Annotated in this window: 11 protein-coding genes; 1 reads left to right on the top strand and 10 read right to left on the bottom strand. The window is 71.0% G+C overall.

Features of this window, described 5'->3' with window-relative positions; genetic code table 11:
- Nucleotides 1–57 precede the first annotated feature (57 nt).
- Both STSP_RS07290 and STSP_RS07285 read right to left on the bottom strand, forming a co-directional pair.
- Nucleotides 58–348: a DUF3039 domain-containing protein gene (locus tag STSP_RS07290; protein ID WP_067273706.1), complete on the bottom strand. Its 291-nt coding sequence runs from the start codon at nucleotides 346–348 to the stop codon at nucleotides 58–60.
- A gap of 30 nt (nucleotides 349–378) precedes the next feature.
- The gene (locus STSP_RS07285; RefSeq protein WP_067273700.1) at nucleotides 379–951 is read right to left on the bottom strand and encodes a YqgE/AlgH family protein; all 573 of its coding nucleotides are present in this window, start codon (nucleotides 949–951) and stop codon (nucleotides 379–381) included.
- Nucleotides 952–1,247: 296 nt separating this feature from the next.
- Between STSP_RS07285 and murA the strand changes: the two genes are divergently transcribed.
- Nucleotides 1,248–2,591 (top strand): UDP-N-acetylglucosamine 1-carboxyvinyltransferase, encoded by a 1,344-nt coding sequence (gene murA / locus STSP_RS07280; RefSeq protein WP_067273698.1) that lies wholly within the window; start codon nucleotides 1,248–1,250, stop codon nucleotides 2,589–2,591.
- A 200-nt stretch (nucleotides 2,592–2,791) separates the two neighbouring features.
- On the opposite strand, the gene STSP_RS07275 is transcribed toward murA, so the two are convergent.
- The 8 genes from STSP_RS07275 to STSP_RS07240 all read right to left on the bottom strand — a co-directional run bounded on the left by STSP_RS07275 (nucleotide 2,792) and on the right by STSP_RS07240 (nucleotide 13,040).
- Nucleotides 2,792–3,073, bottom strand: coding sequence for an HU family DNA-binding protein (locus STSP_RS07275; RefSeq protein ID WP_067273695.1), 282 nt, complete (start codon nucleotides 3,071–3,073; stop codon nucleotides 2,792–2,794).
- Nucleotides 3,074–3,433: 360 nt separating this feature from the next.
- On the bottom strand, nucleotides 3,434–4,867 hold the full coding sequence (locus STSP_RS07270) for an NAD-dependent malic enzyme (RefSeq protein ID WP_067273693.1): 1,434 nt from the start codon (nucleotides 4,865–4,867) through the stop codon (nucleotides 3,434–3,436).
- 494 nt (nucleotides 4,868–5,361) lie between these two features.
- Nucleotides 5,362–7,689 carry a HelD family protein gene (locus STSP_RS07265; protein ID WP_067273691.1) on the bottom strand — a complete coding sequence of 776 codons (2,328 nt, stop codon included), beginning with the start codon at nucleotides 7,687–7,689 and terminating at the stop codon, nucleotides 5,362–5,364.
- 163 nt (nucleotides 7,690–7,852) lie between these two features.
- Nucleotides 7,853–8,704 carry an anti-sigma factor family protein gene (locus tag STSP_RS07260; protein WP_078066952.1) on the bottom strand — a complete coding sequence of 284 codons (852 nt, stop codon included), beginning with the start codon at nucleotides 8,702–8,704 and terminating at the stop codon, nucleotides 7,853–7,855.
- Nucleotides 8,701–9,222, bottom strand: coding sequence for a sigma-70 family RNA polymerase sigma factor (locus STSP_RS07255; RefSeq protein WP_067273687.1), 522 nt, complete (start codon nucleotides 9,220–9,222; stop codon nucleotides 8,701–8,703). Before STSP_RS07255 ends, STSP_RS07260 begins: the two co-directional genes overlap by 4 nt.
- 237 nt (nucleotides 9,223–9,459) lie before the next feature.
- A complete protein-coding gene (locus STSP_RS07250) occupies nucleotides 9,460–10,095 on the bottom strand; it encodes a CGNR zinc finger domain-containing protein (protein WP_067273684.1) in 636 nt (211 codons plus the stop codon).
- Nucleotides 10,096–10,280: 185 nt separating this feature from the next.
- Nucleotides 10,281–11,420 (bottom strand): uroporphyrinogen-III synthase, encoded by a 1,140-nt coding sequence (locus tag STSP_RS07245; protein ID WP_067273680.1) that lies wholly within the window; start codon nucleotides 11,418–11,420, stop codon nucleotides 10,281–10,283.
- 237 nt (nucleotides 11,421–11,657) lie between these two features.
- Nucleotides 11,658–13,040 (bottom strand): nitrate/nitrite transporter, encoded by a 1,383-nt coding sequence (locus STSP_RS07240; protein ID WP_067273678.1) that lies wholly within the window; start codon nucleotides 13,038–13,040, stop codon nucleotides 11,658–11,660.
- Nucleotides 13,041–13,125 lie beyond the last annotated feature (85 nt).

Below are 13,125 nucleotides of genomic sequence, written 5' to 3'. Positions count from 1 at the left end.
AGGGCCACCGCAGGGACTGCGGGCAGGGGTCAGACAGGGGCAGGTCAGGCAGGGGCCTTACTTGTCGCCGCCCTTGCCCTTGTCTCCGCCGCCGGCACCCATGGACTCGTAGATCTCCTTGCACATGGGGCACACGGGGTACTTCTTCGGGTCGCGCCCGGGCACCCACACCTTGCCGCAGAGCGCGACGACGGGCGTGCCGTCGAGGGCGCTCGCCATGATCTTGTCCTTCTGGACGTAATGGGCGAAGCGCTCGTGGTCGCCGTCACCGTGCGACGTCTGTGGCGTCGGCTCTACGAGGGTCCCCGTACCTGTTCCGCGCTCGCGCTCGGGCTCAAGAGTGCTCATAAACGCCAAGGGTACTGAAGCGCGCCGGGATCAGTTGAGCGACGGGTCGTCCGGATAGGTGGCGACCATGGCGAGCTCGCTGCGCTGGCGTCGCAGCACCTCGCGCCAGAGCCGCTCCGGCGTCGGGGACGACACGTCACCCGGCTCCGACTCGACGACGTACCAGGCGCCCTCCGCCAGTTCCGCCTCGAGCTGACCGGGGCCCCAGCCGGCGTATCCCGCGAAGATACGGAGCGAACCGAGCACGGACGCGAGCAGCTCCGGCGGTGCCTCCAGGTCGACGAGCCCGATCGCCCCGTGCACCCGCCGCCAGCCCAGCGGCGCCGTCTCACCCGCCGCGCCGCCGGGGATCACCGCGATGCCGAGCGCCGAATCGAGCGAGACCGGGCCGCCCTGGAACACGACACCCGGCTCCCCCGCGAGATCGCCCCAGCCCTCGAGGATGTCGCCGACGTCCACCGGGGTCGGACGGTTGAGGACGACGCCGAGCGAGCCCTCCTCGTCGTGGTCGAGGAGGAGCACCACCGCGCGGTCGAAGTTCGGGTCCGCCAGGGCGGGGGTGGCCACGAGCAGCCGCCCTGTGAGCGAGGACACCTCGGTCATGCCAGACATGATCCCGCATCTTCCCCGCGCGGGGACACCCAATGCCCTTACCCGAGTGAATACGGCCGCGGAGCGAAGGTGTGGCCTGGTAGCGCCCCCTTTACGGGGTGGTGGACGACGGACGGGCGGACCGGGCGGAGCGCGCCCGAACCGGTGACCCGGCGTTCCCGCCCGGGCACGGTTCGTGTTGTAGCGAAGTCATGACGCCCTCGTGCCGTCCTCGGGCTTACGGAAGGGGGGTGGGCGGCCATTACGCTTCTCCTCGGCCCTGCCCCTTAACCCGGAACGCGAGATTCATGACGGTCACCGGCACTGACGACGTACTGCTTGTTCACGGCGGAACCCCGCTGGAGGGCGAGATCCGTGTCCGCGGCGCGAAGAACCTCGTGCCGAAGGCCATGGTCGCGGCGCTGCTCGGCAGCGCTCCGAGCCGGCTGCGCAACGTCCCCGACATCCGCGACGTCCGTGTCGTACGCGGTCTGCTGCAGCTGCACGGTGTGACCGTCCGCCCGGGCGAGGAGCCGGGCGAACTGGTGATGGACCCGTCGCACGTCGAGAGCGCGAACGTCGCGGACATCGACGCGCACGCGGGCTCCTCGCGCATCCCGATCCTGTTCTGCGGTCCGCTGCTGCACCGCCTCGGGCACGCGTTCATCCCGGGCCTGGGCGGCTGCGACATCGGCGGCCGGCCGATCGACTTCCACTTCGAGGTGCTGCGGCAGTTCGGCGCGCGGATCGAGAAGCGCGCGGACGGCCAGTACCTGGAGGCGCCGCACCGGCTGCGCGGCACCAAGATCCGGCTGCCGTACCCGTCCGTCGGCGCGACCGAGCAGGTGCTGCTGACCGCCGTCCTCGCCGAGGGCGTCACCGAGCTGTCCAACGCGGCGGTCGAGCCGGAGATCGAGGACCTGATCTGCGTCCTGCAGAAAATGGGCGCGATCATCGCGATGGACACCGACCGGACGATCCGCATCACCGGCGTCGACAAGCTCGGCGGCTACACGCACCGCGCGCTCCCCGACCGCCTGGAGGCCGCCTCCTGGGCGTCCGCCGCGCTCGCGACCGAGGGCAACATCTACGTCCGCGGCGCCCAGCAGCGCTCGATGATGACCTTCCTGAACACCTACCGGAAGGTGGGCGGCGCCTTCGAGATCGACGACGAGGGCATCCGCTTCTGGCACCCGGGCGGCACGCTGAAGTCCATCGCGCTGGAGACGGACGTGCACCCCGGCTTCCAGACCGACTGGCAGCAGCCGCTGGTCGTCGCGCTCACGCAGGCCACGGGCCTGTCGATCATCCACGAGACCGTGTACGAGTCCCGTCTGGGCTTCACGTCCGCGCTGAACCAGATGGGCGCGCACATCCAGCTCTACCGCGAGTGCCTGGGCGGCATGGACTGCCGCTTCGGCCAGCGCAACTTCCTTCACTCCGCGGTCGTTTCGGGCCCCACGAAGCTGCAGGGCGCCGACCTGATCATTCCCGACCTGCGCGGCGGCTTCTCGTACCTGATCGCCGCCCTGGCGGCCCAGGGCACGTCCCGCGTCCACGGCATCGGCCTGATCAACCGCGGCTACGAGAACTTCATGGAGAAGCTCGTAGAGCTGGGCGCAAAGGTGGAACTACCGGGCAGCACGCTCTGACGTAAGCCAGGGCACCCGCCGCCGCTGTGGGCAGTCGCGCCGCGCGCCGCTGTGGGCAGTCGTGCCGCTGGGGCGGCACGGGTGGGCACAGCGGCACCCCGGACGGCGGGCAGCCGCCAAGAGACCCCAGCCACCCCCACGAAGTCGCACATGCGAAAGGGCGGCCACCCCTCTCGGGGTGGCCGCCCTTTCGCCTGGGCTCACTGGCCCTTGGCGGCTTCCTTGAGCTTGGACCCCGCAGACACCTTCACGCTGTAGCCGGCCGGGATGTTGATCGGCTCGCCGGTCTGCGGGTTGCGGGCGGTACGAGCGGCACGGTGGGTGCGCTCGAAGGTGAGGAAGCCGGGGATGGTGACCTTCTCGTCGCCCTTGGCAACGACCTCGCCGACCGTCTCGGCGAACGCGGCCAGCACCGCGTCGGCGTCCTTGCGGGTCACCTCGGCGCGGTCGGCCAGCGCGGCCACCAGCTCACTGCGGTTCATGTTTGTACTCCCGTGTTCTTCTTGCCGTTGAGGCGTGCCACGCGGCGGAGCCGCATATGGATGCGGCGAAGCCGATGCTGCCAGGGTCCTCGGTCGGTCCCCGGACCCGGGTCCGTAGCCAGACCCTCGCGCCCAGAGACGCATCCTGCCCCCACCTGCGGCGGGAAAGCCAATCCGGCACCCCTGGGAGTCACACGAAAAGCGCCACTGCCTCGAATTGATGACGCTCCGTCCACTCCCGACAGCGGACCGCAGGGCTCAGGCTGGCTGCCCGCCACCCTAGAGGGAGGCTTCAGACCCCGCGTTCCACGACGCGCCGACTCTAATACCCCGGACCGACAACGCCGGTATCCCGGTCGTTCAGGCGGTGGTGTTACCCGTCACAGCGACCCCGGCGGCCTTCGCGGCGTCCCGCACCGCTCCGGCGACGGCGCCCGCGACCTTGTCGTTGAAGACGCTCGGGATGATGTAGTTCGGGTTGAGCTCGTCCTCGGTGACGACGTCGGCGAGGGCCGTGGCGGCGGCCAGCATCATCTCCGTGTTGACCGTCCGCGACTGTGCGTCGAGCAGGCCGCGGAAGACGCCCGGGAACACCAGCACGTTGTTGATCTGGTTCGGGAAGTCCGAGCGGCCGGTGGCCACAACTGCCGCGGTCTGGCGGGCGATTGCGGGCTCGATCTCCGGGTCCGGGTTCGCGAGCGCGAACACGATGGCGTCGTCGGCCATGGCGGCCACGTCGTCGCCGTCGAGCACGTTCGGCGCCGAGACGCCGATGAACACGTCGGCGTCGCGCACCGCTTCCTTCAGCGTGCCGGTGACGCCCTCGGGGTTGGTGTTGTCGGCGATCCACCGCAGCGGGGAGTCCGCGGCGGCGTCGACGAGGTCGGCGCGGCCGGCGTGGACGACACCGTGGATGTCGGCGACGACGGCGTGCTTGACGCCAGCGGCGATCAGCAGCTTGAGGATGGCCGTACCGGCCGCACCGGCGCCGGACATGACCACGCGCACGTCCTCGATCGCCTTGCCGACCACGCGAAGTGCGTTGGTCAGCGCGGCGAGGACGACGATCGCGGTGCCGTGCTGGTCGTCGTGGAAGACGGGGATGTCGAGGGCCTCGCGCAGCCGCGCCTCGATCTCGAAGCAGCGGGGCGCGGAGATGTCCTCGAGGTTGATCCCGGCGAAGCCGGGGGCGATGGCCTTGACGATCTCGACGATGGCGTCTGTGTCCTGGGTGTCGAGGCAGATCGGCCAGGCGTCGATGCCGGCGAAGCGCTTGAAGAGAGCCGCCTTGCCCTCCATCACGGGCAGGGCGGCCTTGGGGCCGATGTTGCCGAGGCCGAGCACGGCGGAGCCGTCCGTCACGACCGCAACGGAGTTGCGTTTGATGGTCAGGCGGCGGGCGTCCTCGGGGTTCTCGGCGATCGCCATGCACACGCGGGCCACACCGGGCGTGTAGACCATGGACAGGTCGTCACGGTTGCGGATGGGGTGCTTGGACGCCATCTCGATCTTGCCGCCGAGGTGCATCAGGAACGTACGGTCCGAGACCTTGCCCAGGACGACGCCCTCGATGGTGCGCAGCTTGCCGACGATCTCGTCGGCGTGCGCGGTGGAGGTCGCGGCGATGGTGACGTCGATTCGGAGCTTCTCGTGCCCCGAAGCGGTGACGTCGAGGCCGGTCACCGAGCCTCCGGAGGACTCGACGGCCGTGGTGAGCTGGGACACCGCGGTTCCGCTCGCGGGCACCTCCAGCCGGACCGTCATCGAGTAGGAGACGCTGGGCGCCGTTGCCATGGCCGACTTCCTCTGCTTTCCCTTTGTGTCGCGTGTGTCGCGTGCGCTGTCCGCGAGTCCACGGACAGCGTCATCCGATGGTGTCACCTACCGCCGAGTACGCGGTAGCCGCATCGGGTTGCGAACGTTTTGTTCTCGCGGAAGACCGCTCCGACCATACGAGAGCGCCGGCTCTCTGTGCGGCGGAGGGGTGCCCGGGCGCGCAAGGACAACACGGTCGGCACACGCGTCGGCACACACGTCGGCACACACGAACAGGCCCGCGCCGCCTGGTGGCGCGGGCCTCTCGCACGCTGAGTGACACCGACCCGCCATGCTCGCCTCGCGGCAAGTGGTCGCTCGAAGCGACGAAGGTTGGGCCCGGGGGCTTGGATCGAGCCGGTGCCACGTCAAAGGTAACAAACGATCCCCGTAAGGCAATTCCCGTCCCGCCCATCGGTCCGGAAGGAGGTCCGGATCACGCTCCCGGATCAGTCCCACGGAGCAGATCCGGATCAGTCCCGGAGCAGATCCGGCATTCCGGAGGCGTCCGGCTCGTCCCGCTCCGCCGAGACGACCGTGAGCTGCTGCGTCGCGCGGGTCAGCGCGACGTACAGGACACGCAGTCCGGCGGGCGACTCGTCGGCGATCTCCGCAGGTGAGACGACCACCGTCGCGTCGTACTCCAGGCCCTTCGCCTCCAGGCTGCCGAGTGCGACGACACGCTCGCCGAGTCCCGCGAGCCAGCGGGCGGCCTCCTCGCGGCGCTGCATCGCGACGACGACACCGACCGTGCCGTCGACCTGATCCAGCAGGCGACTGGCCTCCGCCCGGACGGTCCCCGCCATCCCGTCGCCGCGTACGACGGCGAAGCGGGGCTGTACGCCCGTCGAGCGTACGGCGGACGGCGCCGCGGAGCCCGGCATGGCGAGGGTGAGGACGCGGGACGCCAGCTCGGCGATCTCGGAGGGGTTGCGGTAGTTCACGGTGAGCGTGAAGCGGCGGCGGGGCCGGGTGCCGAGGGCCTCGTCGCGGGCCTCGGCGGCCTCGTCCGGGTCGGACCAGGAGGACTGGGCGGGGTCGCCGACGATCGTCCAGGTGGCGTGCCGGCCGCGGCGGCCGATCATGCGCCACTGCATGGGCGTGAGGTCCTGGGCTTCGTCGACGATGACGTGCGCGTACTCCGTACGCTCCTGGGCCAGCCGCTCCGCGCGCTCGCGCGAGGACTCCTCGCGGACCGGCATGAGCTCCTCCAGGCCCGTGAGCTGGTCGAGCGGGTCGAGCTCGCGCTTCTTGCGGGGCTTGGCGGGGGTGCCGAGGATCGCCTGGAGCTCGTCGAGCAGGGCCACGTCGTGCACGGAGAGCGCGTCGCGCCGCAGCGAGCGGGCGATCCTGCGCACCTCGCCGGGGTTCAGCTCGCGGCGCGCCCACCGGCCGAGCAGCTTCTCGTCACCCATCGCCGTGAGGACACGGCGCGGGGTGAGCTCGGGCCACCAGGCGTCGAGGAACGCGATGAAGTCGTCCTCGGAGCTGATGTCCTCGTCGAAGGAGGAGCGCAGCTCGGCGGCGAGCTCCGGGTCGGTGTGCCGGGATCCGGCGCCCGACTGCTCCCACAGGGCGTCGAGCAGCAGCTTGCGGGCACGGGGACGGAGCAGGTTGACGGGCGCGGTGCCGCCGAGGGCCGCACGGCGGATACGGCCGAGCTGCTCGCCCTCCAGTTCGAGCCGACGCCCGAAGGCGACGACCCGCAGCCGGGTGGGCGGCCCTGCGGGGGCCGCGGAACCGCGCGCAGGCCCGAGCTCCAGCGCCCCGCGCGCCGCCTTCCGCAGCACGCGCAGCATCCGCGACGAACCCTTCACGCGGGCCACCGACGGCGCGTCGTACACCGTGGCCTCTGCCCCGTCGACCAGCGAGCCGACCGCGCGGATCGCCACCTGGCCCTCCTCGCCGAGGGACGGCAGGACGCCCTCCGTGTACGCGACGAGCAGCGGCGTCGGCGAGACGATGAGGATGCCGCCCGCGTACCGGCGCCGGTCCTGGTAGAGCAGATACGCGGCGCGGTGCAGGGCGACCGCCGTCTTGCCGGTGCCCGGGCCGCCCTCGACGTACGTCACGGAGGCGGCCGGTGCCCGGATCACCAGGTCCTGCTCGGCCTGGATGGAGGCGACGATGTCGCGCATCGTGTGCGTGCGGGCCTGGCCGAGCGCGGCCATCAGCGCGCCGTCGCCGACCACGGGCAGTGCCTGGCCGTCCAGGTAGGCCGTGAGCTCGGGGCGCATCAGGTCGTCCTCGACGCCGAGGACCTTGCGTCCCTTGGAGCGGATGACACGGCGGCGCACCACCCGGCCGGGGTCGACGGGCGTGGAGCGGTAGAAGGGTGCGGCGGCGGGGGCGCGCCAGTCGATGACCATCGGCGAGTAGTCGGCGTCGAGCACACCGATGCGTCCGATGTGCAGGGTCTCGGCGATGTCGGCCGTGTTGTCGTCGCGCACGGCGCCCTCGGCCGGCTCCACCGCCGTGTACGCGCCGTCGGGACCCTTCTGGCCGTCCTTGCCCCGCAGCAGATCGATACGGCCGAAGAGGAAGTCCTCGAACTCGTTGTTGAGGCGGTTGAGGTGGATTCCGGCACGGAAGACCTGCGCGTCCCGCTCGGCGAGCGCGCCGGGCGTGCCGACGTGACCGCGCTTGGCGGCGTCGTTCATCAGGAACTCGGCCTCGTGGATCTTCTCCTCGAGACGCCGGTACACAAGGTCCAGATGGTCCTGTTCGACGCCGATCTCGCGGTCGCGTACGGAATCGACAGCGATCTCTGCAGCGGAATCGACGGCTTCCTGCGCGGCCACCGAGGCCCCCTTCTGACGTGCTGGGCAGCCGTCCACCGTACGCGAAAGGGGGCCCTGATGTGCACCTGCGTACGCACATTCCTGCACAAATGTGCTACGCGGACCGCCAGACGTCCCACACGTCGACCCGCCGGACGTCCCACACGTGCACCAGCCGGACGTCCTATACGTCCACCTCCACCAGTCGCCTGCCGTCGAAGGTTTCGACCTCGAAGTGGTCGATGTCGTTGCGGGCGAACGCGGCGCCCCCGTGCACGTACAGCGGGTGCTTGGCGGACTCGTGGGTGCTGCCTGGAATGCCGTATCCCCACTTCGGGACGGACCAGGTGGTCACCGTCTCGCGCTCGCCGTTCTTGCCGACCGCGATGAGGGAGCACTTCTCCGGGCCCTTGACGTTCTTCAGCTCCAGGACGGTGTGCGTGCCCCAGGCCTTCGTCTCCATGCCGATGGTGGCGGTGACCTTGGTCGACGCGTCCGTGGCCTGCACCTTCTCGTCCATGTGGTGGAAGAAGGCGTCCTGGGCCGGGCTGGTCGGATGCGGATCGGCGAGCGTGGTCGCGTCCTCGCCGTCCACCGCCATGACCGTCAGCGGCCCGCCGATGATCAGCGCGGCCGCGGCCGCCACCAGATACAGACCCCGCCTGCGCTTCACGGCGCGCCGGGCCGCGACCTCGTCGATGAGGCGTTCGGAGAGCTTCGGGCTGGGTTTGGCCGCGAGCTGTGCGCCGAACTGCTGCCGGACCGGGTCGCTCTGCGCGCCGGGAAGATCGGCGAGCGCCGCCAGCATCGGCTCCATCCCGGCGAGCTCTTCCAGCTGCTGCGCACACCAGTCGCAGCCGGCCAGATGCGCCTCGAACGCGGTCGCCTCGGCGTCGTCCAGGATGCCGAGGGCGTAGGCGCCGACCGTCTCGTGCACGTCGTCGGGTCCCTCGGGCCCCGGAGACCGCCCAGAGCCGGGAGACCCGGGAGACCCGGGCGATCCGAACCCGGACCCGTACCCGTCGTACGCGCTCATGCCGTCACCCCCCGCTCCTCCAGCGCCAGCTTCATCGAGCGCAGCGCGTAGAACACCCGCGAGCGCACCGTGCCGCTGGGTATGCCGAGCGTCGCGGCCGCCTCATTGACCGTACGCCCTTTGAAATACGTCTCGACCAGTACCTCTCGGTGAGCCGGGGTCAGGTCCTCGAGCGCGTCCGAGAGTGTCATCAGCCACAGCGCCTTGTCGATCTCGTCCTCCGCGGGGATGACCTCCAGCGGCGACGGGTCGACCTCCTGCGGCCGGGCCTGCCGGCTGCGGTGACCGTCGATGACGATGCGCCGGGCGACCGTCACCAGCCAGGGGCGTACCGAGCCGGTCGCACGGTTGAGCTGACCGGCGTTCTTCCAGGCCCGGATGAGCGTCTCCTGCACGACGTCCTCGGCGCGCTGCCGGTCCCCCGCGACCAGCCTGAGCACGTATGCGAGCAGTGGACCGGCGTGCTCCCGGTAGAGGGCGCGCATGAGCTCCTCGTCGGGTTCCGCGGGCTGGGACATGCGATGTCGTGCCCTGGGCGGACGTTCATCGGCCACGGCGGAATCCTTGCGCACGCCTACCTCCGGTGTCCCCGAATCGACTCGGGCTGCCCAGCCGGTGCTTCCCAGCCGGTCGCTCACCATCGGGGTACGTAGCGCGGTGGCGTTGTGTTCAAGGCTCCGTCAAAGCAATTCCACAGCAAGGGGTTTGCCGGATTCGCCAGCGCCTCAAGGCACTTGACCGGGGCTGCCGGATGTTCAGGCCCGCGCGAGTGCCGCCCGGCGGCGGTGCCGGGCCACGCGTTCCCGGTTGCCGCACGCCTCGCTCGAGCACCATCGCCTGCGTCGGCCACGTGATGTGTCGAGGTAGATGAGGGGGCAGTTGTCGCCCTCGCACTGCCGCAGCCGCGCTCGGGCGACCGGGTCCGTCAGCAGCTCGACGGCGTCGCGCGCGACGGCGGCGAGGAGCGGGGTGCAGCCGGGGTCGGCGTGCAGGGCCCGGACGAGAGTGCCGTCGCCGGTGCGGATCGCCCTGGGGGCGGGCGGGGCCCAGAGGGCGAGTGCGTTGACGCGTTCCAGGGCGCTGCCGACGGACCGTCCCTCGAGTTCGCCGCGCACCAACTTCCCGACGTGGAAACGGAGTTCGTGGAACGCCGAAAGCCAGGAGGGCTCGGCTGTGCTCAGGGGCGTACCCGCGGGGACGAGCCCCGCGCCCACACACCAGACGCGCAGCCGGTCCACCGACCCGAGCCGCTCCTCGGGATGCGCCGTCGCCAGCAGGTCCAGACAGATCCGCCCGGCGTCGAACCGCGGCTCGTGCGGGGGCGCACCTGGGGCCGGTACAGGGGACGACGCGTGGGTGGCCGCGGCCGCGCCGGCGACGCCTGATGCCATGAGCCTGTCACCGCCTTGGGGGATACCGGTGAGTGCCGTATCCCTACAGTGCCTGCCCTGGCGCGCCGCCGGAACCCCTGGTACCGGTGCTCGTGCGCGCGGTCCGGGATCCCCGGGCGTACCCCGTCACAGTGCGGGTGCCTCAGCACCCACGGTGCCGTCGGCGGCCGGGAGCCGCCCCGCCCCTACGCGTCCGCGTACTTCGAGTCCGCCGCCGGATCCAGCGCCAGCCGGTACCCCCGCTTGACCACCGTCTGGATCAGCTTCGGGGTGCCGAGGGCCGTGCGGAGGCGGGCCATCGCCGTCTCCACCGCGTGCTCGTCGCGGCCCGCGCCGGGCAGTGCGCGCAGCAGGTCGGCACGGGGGACGACCCATCCCGGGCGCCGGGAAAGGGCACGCAGGAGCGACATCCCGGCGGGCGGCACGGGTCGCAGGCAGCCGTCCACCAGGACCGCGTGGCCGCGGATCTCCACCCGGTGCCCCGCGATCGGCAGCGCCCGGGCGCGGGCGGGCAGTTCCTGGCAGAGCAGCTGTACGAGGGGGCCGAGCCGGAAGCGCTCCGGCTGCACGGTGTCGATGCCGCAGGCCTGCAGCGGCAGCGCCGTGACGGGACCGACGCAGGCGGGGAGCACGTCGTGGTTCAGGGCCGAAAGCAGTTCGGGCAGCAGGCCACGGCTCTCGGCACGGGACAGAAGGGAAGCGGCGGCCGGGGCGCTGGTGAACGTGAGCGCGTCCACGCCCCGCGAGACGGCCAGGTCGAGGAGCCGGTCGACGGGCGCGATGTCCTCCGGCGGCATCCACCGGTAGACCGGGATGCCGACGACCTCCGCGCCGCCCTCCCGCAGCGCCTCGACGAAGCCGGGCAGCGGCTCGCCGTGGAGCTGCACCGCGATACGGCGCCCGTCGACGCCCTCGCTCAGCAGCCGGTCGAGGACCTCGGCCATCGACTCGGACGACGGCGACCACTCCTCGGTGAGCCCGGCGGCCCGGATGGCGCCCTTGACCTTGGGACCGCGGGCGAGCAGCTCGACGCCGCGCAGCCGGTCGAGCAGGGCCTCGCCGAGGCCCCATCCGTCGGCGGCCTCGACCCAGCCGCGGAACCCGATGGCGGTGGTGGCCACCACCACGTCGGGCCGCTGGTCGATCACGTCCTTGGTCGCGGCGAGCAGTTCGCTGTCGTCGGCGAGGGGCACGATGCGCAGCGCGGGGGCGTGCACGACGGAGGCTCCGCGCCGCTGCAGCAGGGCGCCGAGCTCATCGGCGCGGCGTGCGGCCGTCACCGCGACGGTGAACCCCGCGAGGGGGCCTTCCTTTTGGTCGAACATTGGCTCTCGTCCCGAGCTCTCGTGGTTCTCCGGTGGCTGTCAGGTAGTCCTCCGGGGTTCACCGAGCCTGCCAACAGCCCGTGACAGGCTCGGATCGTTGTCATGTCGTCCGTGTTACGTCACCGCGCATCCCGTACAGACCGGCGGCGGGACGTCCGGCCCGGCCGCGGGTACGGCCGGGCCGGGTGCCCGCGGCGATCAGCCACCGATATCGACGTCCCGGAATGCTGCGGTCCGTCACACCTCCGCGTAGCTGAGCTGCGGCTTCGTCTCCGAGGTGGCCGCGGCGGGCGAGGCGGTGGCGGCCGGACGGCGAAGGTATACGGCCCAGGTCACCGCGATGCACACCGCGTAGAAGGCGAGGAACGCCACGAAGGCGCCGGTGCCGGTGCCCGCCGTCATGAACGACTGCCGGAAGGCGAGGTTGATACCGAGACCGCCGAGCGCGCCGACCGCACCGATCAGGCCCATCGAGGCACCGGACAGCCGGCGCCCGTAGGCCGCGGCCTCTTCCCCGGCGAGCCCCTTCTGCACGGCCTTGGCGGCGAAGATGCCGGGGATCATCTTGTACGTGGAGCCGTTGCCCAGGCCCGTCAGGACGAAGAGCGCGATGAAAGCGGTGGTGAACAGCGGCAGCGACTTCTCCATCGAGGCCATCACGATCACGGCGGTGGCCGCGGCCATGGCGACGAAGTTCCACAGCGTGATGCGGGCGCCGCCGTACTTGTCGGCGAGCGAGCCGCCGATGGGCCGGATCAGCGAGCCGAGCAGGGGGCCGATGAAGGTGACCGACGCGGCCTGCAGCGGCGTACGGCCGAACTGGGTCTGCAGCACGAGACCGAAGGCGAAGCTGTAGCCGATGAAGGAGCCGAAGGTCCCGATGTAGAGGAAGGACATGATCCAGGTGTGTGCGTCGCGGACGGCTTCCTTCGCCGCGCCGGTGTCGTTCTTGACGGACGCGATGCTGTCCATGAAGAGCGCGGCGCACACCGCGGAGATCACGATGAGCGGGATGTAGATCCCGAGCAGCACCCGGGGACCGCCCGCCGCACCGATGACGCCGAGGGCCACGAGCTGCACGACCGGCACGCCGATGTTGCCGCCGCCGGCGTTCAGACCGAGCGCCCACCCCTTCTTGCGCAGCGGGAAGAAGGAGTTGATGTTGGTCATGGAGGAGGCGAAGTTACCGCCGCCGACGCCGGTGAGGACCGCACACAGCATGAAGGTGGTGTACGAGGTGCCGGGCTCCATCACCACGAACGCGGCGATCGTCGGCAGCAGGAGCAGCGACGCCGCGATGACCGTCCAGTTCCGGCCGCCGAAGCGGGCGACGGCGAAGGTGTACGGCACGCGGACGAACGCCCCGACGAAGGTGGCCATGGCCACGAGGAAGAACTTGCCGGCCGGATCGATCCCGTACTCGGGCCCCATGAAGAGGACCATGACGGACCACAGGGTCCAGATCGAGAATCCGATGTGCTCGGACAGGACGGAGAAGATGAGGTTGCGCCGCGCGACGCGCTCACCGGTCTCCTTCCAGAACTCCTCGTTCTCCGGGTCCCACTGCTCGATCCAGCGGCCCCCCTTACGCGATGCGGTGGTGGTGCTCGGGGCTGTCATCTCACGCCTCCACGTATCTCGGCTGATGAGCCGAAGGTAGGGAGGGCGCGTTTCCGCACTGTGGCTGTGGGTGACCGCCGGGGAA

It is taken from the genome of Streptomyces jeddahensis (assembly GCF_001642995.1).
Taxonomy (GTDB): domain Bacteria; phylum Actinomycetota; class Actinomycetes; order Streptomycetales; family Streptomycetaceae; genus Streptomyces; species Streptomyces jeddahensis.
This window is presented reverse-complemented; position numbering and strand designations above follow the sequence as displayed.

Bases quoted from the DNA above. Each gene is read 5' to 3' on its own strand.
- STSP_RS07290 (WP_067273706.1), bottom strand. From the start codon at position 348: ATGAGCACTCTTGAGCCCGAGCGCGAGCGCGGAACAGGTACGGGGACC.
- STSP_RS07285 (WP_067273700.1), bottom strand. From the start codon at position 951: ATGACCGAGGTGTCCTCGCTCACAGGGCGGCTGCTCGTGGCCACCCCC.
- murA (WP_067273698.1), top strand. From the start codon at position 1,248: ATGACGGTCACCGGCACTGACGACGTACTGCTTGTTCACGGCGGAACC.
- STSP_RS07275 (WP_067273695.1), bottom strand. From the start codon at position 3,073: ATGAACCGCAGTGAGCTGGTGGCCGCGCTGGCCGACCGCGCCGAGGTG.
- STSP_RS07270 (WP_067273693.1), bottom strand. From the start codon at position 4,867: ATGGCAACGGCGCCCAGCGTCTCCTACTCGATGACGGTCCGGCTGGAG.
- STSP_RS07260 (WP_078066952.1), bottom strand. From the start codon at position 8,704: ATGAGCGCGTACGACGGGTACGGGTCCGGGTTCGGATCGCCCGGGTCT.
- STSP_RS07255 (WP_067273687.1), bottom strand. From the start codon at position 9,222: ATGTCCCAGCCCGCGGAACCCGACGAGGAGCTCATGCGCGCCCTCTAC.
- STSP_RS07250 (WP_067273684.1), bottom strand. From the start codon at position 10,095: ATGGCATCAGGCGTCGCCGGCGCGGCCGCGGCCACCCACGCGTCGTCC.
- STSP_RS07245 (WP_067273680.1), bottom strand. From the start codon at position 11,420: ATGTTCGACCAAAAGGAAGGCCCCCTCGCGGGGTTCACCGTCGCGGTG.
- STSP_RS07240 (WP_067273678.1), bottom strand. From the start codon at position 13,040: ATGACAGCCCCGAGCACCACCACCGCATCGCGTAAGGGGGGCCGCTGG.